The organism is Arthrobacter sp. 2YAF22_2, from assembly GCF_052114645.1.
Taxonomy (GTDB): Bacteria; Actinomycetota; Actinomycetes; order Actinomycetales; family Micrococcaceae; genus Arthrobacter.
Genome location: NZ_JBFRFD010000132.1, coordinates 1 through 7,683, shown reverse-complemented (window position 1 = coordinate 7,683; position 7,683 = coordinate 1). Strand labels below are relative to the sequence as shown.

Annotated in this window: 7 protein-coding genes; all 7 read right to left on the bottom strand. The window is 67.3% G+C overall.

Annotation, left to right across the window (positions count from 1 at the left end; genetic code table 11):
• Positions 1–1,214: endolytic transglycosylase MltG (locus AB4Y86_RS07515; RefSeq protein ID WP_441401514.1), on the bottom strand; the 1,214-nt coding region annotated here is incomplete at its 3' end.
• Positions 1,195–1,809 (bottom strand): Holliday junction resolvase RuvX, encoded by a 615-nt coding sequence (gene ruvX / locus AB4Y86_RS07510; RefSeq protein ID WP_441401512.1) that lies wholly within the window; start codon positions 1,807–1,809, stop codon positions 1,195–1,197. The genes AB4Y86_RS07515 and ruvX, both read right to left, overlap by 20 nt.
• Positions 1,810–1,822: 13 nt before the next feature.
• Entirely contained in the window at positions 1,823–4,501 is a 2,679-nt protein-coding gene (gene alaS, locus AB4Y86_RS07505; protein ID WP_441401510.1) for an alanine--tRNA ligase, read from the bottom strand.
• Positions 4,502–4,704: 203 nt separating this feature from the next.
• Positions 4,705–4,965 carry a DUF6167 family protein gene (locus tag AB4Y86_RS07500; protein WP_441401508.1) on the bottom strand — a complete coding sequence of 87 codons (261 nt, stop codon included), beginning with the start codon at positions 4,963–4,965 and terminating at the stop codon, positions 4,705–4,707.
• Positions 4,966–4,985: 20 nt separating this feature from the next.
• Positions 4,986–5,360 carry a DUF948 domain-containing protein gene (locus tag AB4Y86_RS07495; protein ID WP_441401506.1) on the bottom strand — a complete coding sequence of 125 codons (375 nt, stop codon included), beginning with the start codon at positions 5,358–5,360 and terminating at the stop codon, positions 4,986–4,988.
• Positions 5,361–5,507: 147 nt separating this feature from the next.
• Positions 5,508–6,134, bottom strand: a complete 627-nt coding sequence (gene rpsD / locus AB4Y86_RS07490) for a 30S ribosomal protein S4 (RefSeq protein ID WP_354236491.1) — start codon at positions 6,132–6,134, stop codon at positions 5,508–5,510.
• Between the two features lie 191 nt (positions 6,135–6,325).
• Positions 6,326–7,683, bottom strand: a 1,358-nt coding sequence (locus AB4Y86_RS07485) for a replication-associated recombination protein A (protein ID WP_441401504.1), incomplete at its 5' end; no start/stop codon positions are given.

The window sequence follows — 7,683 nt, the reverse complement described above, 5'->3', positions numbered from 1 at the left end:
CCTTCGGCCTGCACGATGCTGGCGACCGTGACGACGTCGTACTGCTTCGCCGGATCGGTGACTCCCTGTGCCTTGAGCTCGTCAAGGGTGCTTCCGACGAGTTTGCTCAGGATGTCTTTGGCGGACGTGCCCAAAGGGAACCGGTATTCACCCGGGAAGAGGAAGCCTTCGAGGTTCTTGGCCTTGGCCGGCACGCCGAACTGGGCCGGGGAGTCACTGAGCGCCTTGAGTTGCGGCACCGGGACGCCGGTGCCGTCGGAGATGGCCTGGAGGGAGTCGTTGATGCGCATGCCGGCGCTGAGGGCAAAGTACATCACCTTGGCTTGGTCCTTGTTCAGGAGGATTGAGACCGCATCCGCGTTGTTCATCTCCTTGCGCATCGTGAAGGTTCCCGGGCTGAGGGCCCCGCCTGAGGCGGCGAAGGCCTTGATGAAGTTGTCCGGATTCGCAATCACCTGTTTGGCCTGCAAATCGGCGGCGACAGACTTGGGGCCTGCGCCGGCCGGCACCGTGATGGTCACTTCACCGGTGCCAGGGCCCGGGTAGTCTGCCACCGTGTTGCCGCCCAGCAGCGGCTTAATGAACTGCGCTCCGACGACGATCGCGGCCACAAAGACGGCCAGCGTCACGACCAGGGCGAGGACGCGGCGTCGTCGTCGGACCTTCTTGGACGGCCCCTTGGCGGTGGGAATGGCGGCGGCTCCGGTCATCAGGCCGTCGCCGGCTTCGTCGTCGTAAACATGGTGGGCCTCATCGTCGGCGTATGACGGGGGCAGGCCAGCGTGCTGGGAGTCGTAGCCGTGCGCGGAGGGGCTGCCGTACTGCAGTTCGTCCGCGCGGCGCAGGGTTTCCTCGCGCGACATGCCGGCGTATTCGTGGGGATCGCCGTCGTCGACGACGTGCTCTTCGTGGCCGCCGTCGAGAACATGCTCTTCGTGGTGGGGCTCCTCGACCACGGGCTCCTCGTGGACCGGCTCCTCGACCACGGGCTCGTGGTGGACGGGTTGCTCGTGGACCGGCTGCTGGCCGACCTCAGGGGTGTCCGCAGCCGCCGCCGGAGTTTCGCGCCCGGTCTCGAAGGCCTGGGGCGGGATGATGTCGTGACCTTGGGTGGCCAGGTACTTTTCCTGGGCCCTAATCTCTTTGCGCGTCAGCGGGCGGCCGGCGCCGCTATTGGCAGCACCAGAGGAGTCGTCATTGTTGACCGGGCTCACTGTAGCCTTCCATTTTGTGCAGAATGCGTTGTGCAGAATGCGTGTGTACTACCGGGACGGCCTGAGCGCCGTCGCCGGGTGACCCCGGAGTGAAGTCTGCGCTGACGCGTCTTCCCACATCCGTTCCCCTGGCCTTTTGCATATCGATGGCATGCTGCAGGATACCTGCGGCCGCAACCTGATCCACTACTTTACGGTGGTCCCGGCTGCTCATGCCAGCTTGGTGCAGATCGCGGTGGGCTGTCACCGTGCTCAGCCGCTCATCAACCAACCTCACCGGCAATCCGGATCCGGCCTCCGAGAGTGTACCGACCAGTAGCTTGGCATACTCGGACGCCATTCGCGCAGAAGCGTGCTCCTCGCCCTTCATGGTGCGCGGCAGGCCCACGAAAATCTCCACCGCCTCCAGCTCCAGGGCGAGTTTCGCCAGGATCTGCACATCGGTGTTCTTCTTCACGTTCCGGGCCAGCGTCCGCAGCGGCGTGGCCAGGATACCGTCCCGGTCGCACACCGCGACGCCCACCCGCACGGTGCCGACGTCCACGCCGAGTTTCACACCGCGGGGATAGCCGTCGGGTCCTGCCGATTCACTCATTCGCGGTTCCTGGCTAACGCCTCGTGATGGCATCGACGACGGCGTCGAGGGCAGCGCCGACCTTGGATGCGTCGGTGCCGCCACCCTGGGCAACGTCGTCCTTGCCGCCGCCGCCGCCGCCGAGGATGCCGGCAGCGAGGCGCACGAGGGCACCCGCCTTGACACCGGCGGTCCGGGCCGCTTCGTTCGTGGCGATCAGGATCATGGGGCGGTCATTGCTGACCCCGGCCACCGCCACGGCGGCGGCGTCCGAGCCGAGCCGGGTGCGCAGGTCGAGAGCCAGGCCGCGCAGGTCGTCCGCGCCGCTGACCTGGCCGGCGTCGTGCGCGATGACCTTGATGCCGGCGGCGTCCTGGGCGGTGCCCACCAGCCGGGCGGCGGCAGCGGTGAGCTGCTCCTTGCGCAGCCGCTCGAGCTCTTTCTCCGCCGTCTTGAGCTTGGTCAGGGTGTTGGCGATCCGTTCGGTGAGCAGGCCGGAGGGGACCTTCAGCATTTCGGTGAGTTCCGTGACGAGGGCGCGCTCAGCGGCGAGGTGCCGGAACGCGTCCATGCCGACGAAGGCCTCAACGCGCCGGTTCCCCGAACCGACGGACTGCTCGCCGAGCAGGGACAAGCTGCCGATCAGCGAGGTGTTGGACACGTGGGTACCACCGCAYARCTCACGSGACCAKGCGCCGTCGATCTCCACGACGCGSACCTCGTTGCCGTAGTTCTCGCCGAACAGGGCCATGGCACCGAGCGCCTTGGCCTCCGCGAGGCCCATCACCTTGGTCTGCACCTGGAAGTTGTTCCGGATGGCTATGTTGGAGACTTCCTCGATTTCGGAGCGGGTGGCGGTGCTGAGGCCTTCGCCCCAGGCGAAGTCGAAGCGCAGGTAGCCGGCCTTGTTGAAGGAGCCACGCTGCAGCGCCTCCGGGCCAAGGATCTGGTGCAGCGCGGCGTGCACGATGTGCGTGCCGGTGTGCGCCTGCTCGGCGGCGTGCCGGCGTTCCCGGTCCACGGCGGCCAGGACCTGCGAGTCGGCACCGATTTCGCCTTCGCGGACGATTGCCTTGTGCACGCTCAGTCCCTTGATCGGGCGCTGCACGTCCAGGACCTCGACGACGAAGCCGTCACCGGTGATCAGCCCGGTGTCGGCTGCCTGGCCGCCGGCCTCGGCGTAGAACGGCGTCTCCGCCAGGACGAGTTCGATTTCATCGCCGGTGGACGCCTGGGAGACCTTCCGGCCAGCGGAGAGGATGCCCCGGACCTTGGATTCGCCGGCGAGCTCGGTGTAGCCGGTGAAGACAGTCTCCCCCGCGGCGAGCAGTTCCTGGAACGCGCTGAGGTCCGCGTGGCCGCCCTTTTTGCCTTTGGCGTCAGCCTGGGCCCGCTGGCGCTGCTCCAGCATGAGCTTGCGGAACTCGGGCTCGTCAACCTTGAGCCCGGCTTCCTCCGCCATTTCCAGCGTGAGGTCGATCGGGAAGCCATACGTGTCGTGCAGGGCGAAGGCGTCGGCGCCGGAGAGCGGCTGGCCGGCGGCCTTGGATTCCTTCACGGCGTCCTCGAGGCGCGCGGTGCCCGAAGCGATGGTGCGCAGGAATGCCTTCTCCTCCGCGTAGGCGATCCGGCTGATCCGGTCGAAGTCGGTCTCCACGATCGGGTAGACACCCTTCATGGCGTCCCGGGACGCGGGCAGCAGCTCGGGCAGGCAGGCCTGTTCGACGCCGAGCAGGCGCATCGAGCGCACGGCGCGGCGGATCAGGCGGCGCAGCACGTAACCGCGACCCTCATTGGAGGGCGTCACGCCATCRGCGATCAGCATCARGGCSGARCGGATGTGRTCKSCSACSACGCGCATSCGGACGTCGTCCGTGTGGTGCGGGTCCTCGGGGGTCTCGGCGGAGGTGTACTCCTTGCCGGACAGGGCCGCTGCCTTGTCGATGACGGGTCGGACCTGGTCGGTCTCGTACATGTTCTCGACGCCCTGCAGGATCATCGCGAGGCGCTCCATGCCGAGGCCGGTGTCGATGTTCTTCTTCGGCAGCTCGCCGGTGATGTCAAAGTCCACCTTGGAGCGGACATTGTCGATCTGGTACTGCATGAAAACGAGGTTCCAGATTTCGATGTACCGCGTCTCGTCGGCCAGCGGGCCGCCCTCGAYGCCGTASGCCGGTCCGCGGTCGTAGTAGATCTCGGAGCAGGGGCCGGCAGGGCCGGGCTGGCCGGTGGACCAATAGTTGTCCGCCTTGCCCATCCGCTGGATCCGCTCGGCCGGCACGCCGGTGTTCTTCAGCCAGAGTTCCTTGGCTTCGTCGTCCTCTTCGTAGACCGTGACCCACAGCCGCTCGGGCGGCAGGCCGTAGCCGCCGTCGTCAACGCCGGTGGTGAGCAATTCCCAGGCGAACTTGATGGCGTCTTCCTTGAAGTAGTCGCCGAAGGAGAAGTTGCCGCACATCTGGAAGAAGGTGCCGTGCCGGGCGGTCTTGCCGACTTCCTCGATGTCGCCGGTGCGGATGCACTTCTGCACGCTGGTGGCCCGGGCGTACGGTGCTTCCTCACGCGCGGTCAGGTAAGGGATGAACGGCACCATGCCGGCCACCGTGAACAGCAGGGACGGGTCGCTGGAGACCAGGGAGGCGGAGGGCACCGCCGTGTGGCCCTTGCTGACAAAAAAGTCGATCCAGCGCTTGGTGATCTCCTGCGACTTCATAACGTGGTTACTTACCCTTCAATATGCACTGCTTGCGTCATTCACTGCGTTGTCAATCACTGCGTCGATATCCGCAGCGTCGTTGGTTCCGGGGCTGTACGGGGCGCGGGGCGCCGCTCTGTCAGCCTCGGGGGAATGCTTGACTGCGCCGGTCCGGTCCGGCAGGGACGCCCGGAGGCGCCGTGCTTCTCATTGTCTCGCGGCTAGCGCCGGACCGCATCCCGGGCGGGCGCGCCGGCGCCGGCATCTGCGGCGGTGTCCACGCCAAGAGCGGAGCGGAGCTCGGTTTCGCGCTCGCGCATGCCGACGCGGACGGCGTCGGCGAAGTCGTAGACGCCGTCGGCGAGCCGGCCGACGGCCCGGTTCAGGCCCTCGGGGCCGAGTGCGGACTGTGCCGCGGTGATCTTGCGGAAGGCGATCACGCCGATTGCGACGCCAATGCCCATCCAGATGATTCTGTTCATGTCAGCTCCTGTCAGCCTGGTCAGCGGCTGCGACGGCCGGTGGCGGGCTTTTTGCGGGCGGAGAGCGCGGAGCGCACGCCGTAGCTGAACGCGRCAACCTTGATCAGCGGGGAGCCGACCGTCGCGGCGACCAGCGAGGACAACGCCGAGATGTTGGCCGACGCGTCGGAGACGTTGGCGGCGATCCCGTCGACCTTCTGCAGTTGCTGGTTGGTGGTGGAGACGGTGGCGGTGACTTCATCCATGAGCGGGGTGGCGCCGTCGCTGATCGAGCGGATGCTGCTGCGCACCTCATCGAACACGCCGCCCAGCTTGAGGATGGGTACGGCGAGCAGCAGGACCAGCAGTGCAAACACCCCGGCCGCGACCAGGCCGGCAATATCGCCACCAGACATAGACGTTCATCTCCTTGAAACTACGTGGATTCCTGCAGTGTCCTCCGGCCGCCGCGCACGGCATACGGAGAACTCCCCCAAGTACCTTACATACAAAGAAGCCCGCGGCGSYTGCCACGGGCTTCTTTGTAAGGTGTCGCGCTGGATCTAGCGTGCGTAGAATTCCACAACGAGCTGCTCTTCGCAGGTCACGGGGACCTCGGAGCGCTTCGGGCGACGGACCAGGCGGGCCTGCAGGGCGTCGAGCTTGACGTCCAGGTAGGCCGGAACCATCGGCAGGACGTCGCGGTGGGCGCCGGCTGCTGCGACCTGGAACGGAGGCATGGTCTCGCTGCGGCTGTGGACGTGGACCAGCTGGCCCTCACCGACGCGGAAAGACGGGCGGTCAACGCGGATGCCGTCAACGAGGATGTGGCGGTGCACAACCAGCTGGCGGGCCTGGGCGATGGTGCGGGCGAAACCGGCGCGCAGCACGAGGGCGTCGAGACGCATTTCGAGCAGTTCGATCAGGTTTTCACCGGTCAGGCCCTTGGTCCGGCGCGCTTCTTCGAAGGCGCGGGTCATCTGGGCTTCGCGGATGCCGTACTGGGCGCGCAGACGCTGCTTTTCGCGCAGACGTACGGCGTAGTCGGAGTCCTGCTTCTTGCGGGCACGGCCATGCTCACCGGGGCCGTACGGGCGGCGCTCCATGTACTTGGCGGCCTTGGGGGTCAGAGCGATGCCGAGTGCACGCGAGAGGCGTGCGGTACGGCGAGCACGAGTGTTGTTAGCCACTTGTGTCCTTCCAATATCTGCGGTGTGTCAGTGTTACTGGCCTCCACGATGGAGAGCATCGGCCAACCGCTGCCTTTTGCTACTGGGCACAGGGCCAACCCACGATTCAGCAGAACCTGCCGATAATTTAAGGGATTGTGCGTCCGTGCCTTGCCAGACAACGAACCATCCTACCACGGACCATACCTGCGCTATTTGCCGCGGATGATTTTTCGCAGCCGCTCCAGCCGGGTGGTGATCTCGCGTTCAGCGCCGTTGGCGGTGGGCTGGTAGTAGTTCCGGCCCACCAGGTCGTCCGGCGGGTACTGCTGGCTGGCCACTGAATGCGGGGCGTCGTGGGCGTACTTGTAGCCTTTGCCGTGGCCGAGCTGCTTCGACCCCGGATAGTGGGCGTCCCGCAGGTGCGCGGGGATGCCGTTGCCGAGGCCGGCACGGACGTCGGCGATCGCCTGGTTGATGCCCAGGTACGCGGCGTTCGACTTCGGCGCGGTGGCCAGGTGGACGACCGCCTCGGCCAGGATGATGCGGCCCTCGGGCATGCCGATCAGCTGCACCGCCTGGGCTGCGGCCACCGCTGTCTGCAATGCGGTGGGGTCGGCCATGCCGACATCCTCGGCCGCCGAGATCACGATCCGCCGGGCCACGAACCGGGGGTCCTCCCCCGCTTCGAGCATCCTGGCCAGATAGTGCAGCGCGGCGTCGACGTCGGAGCCGCGGATGGACTTGATGAACGCGCTGGCGACGTCGTAGTGCTGGTCGCCGGCGCGGTCGTAGCGCACCGAGGCGACGTCCAGGGCCCGTTCGGTGTGCTTGAGTTCGATTTTTACCGGCGTCCCACCGTCTCCCCCGGCTGGCCCGTCGGCGTCGTCCGCGTCCCCGAACGCGACGCCGGCCGCGGCCTCCAACGCGGTCAGGGCCCGGCGTGCGTCCCCTCCGGAGAGCCGCACCAGGTGGGCCAGGGCTTCGTCGCCGAGCTCCACCGCGCCGTTCAGGCCGCGGTGGTCGGTGACGGCCTTCTGCAGCAGCCCTTCGACGTCGGCGTCGGTGAGCGGCTTGAGTGTCAGCAGCAGGGAGCGGGACAGCAACGGGGACACCACGGAGAACGAGGGGTTTTCCGTGGTGGCTGCGACCAGGACCACCCAGCGGTTCTCGACGCCCGGCAGCAGGGCGTCCTGCTGGGCCTTGTTGAAGCGGTGGATTTCGTCCAGGAACAGCACGGTGGTGGTCTTGAACAGGTCGCGCGCGGTGAGGGCCTCGTCCATGACGCGGCGGACGTCCTTGACCCCGGCGGTGATGGCGGAGAGCTCCACGAATTTGCGGCCAGGGCCCTTCGCGATCACGTGCGCGAGGGTGGTCTTGCCGGTGCCCGGCGGTCCCCAAAGAATCAGCGAGCTCGGACCGGCCGGCCCGGTGGCGTCGCTGCCGGCCGCGAGCTGGCGCAGCGGCGAGCCGTGACCCAGGAGATGCTGCTGGCCCACGACGTCGTCGAGGCTGCGCGGCCGCATCCGGACCGCGAGCGGGCTGCGCGGCGCGGCGCGGACGGGTGTGC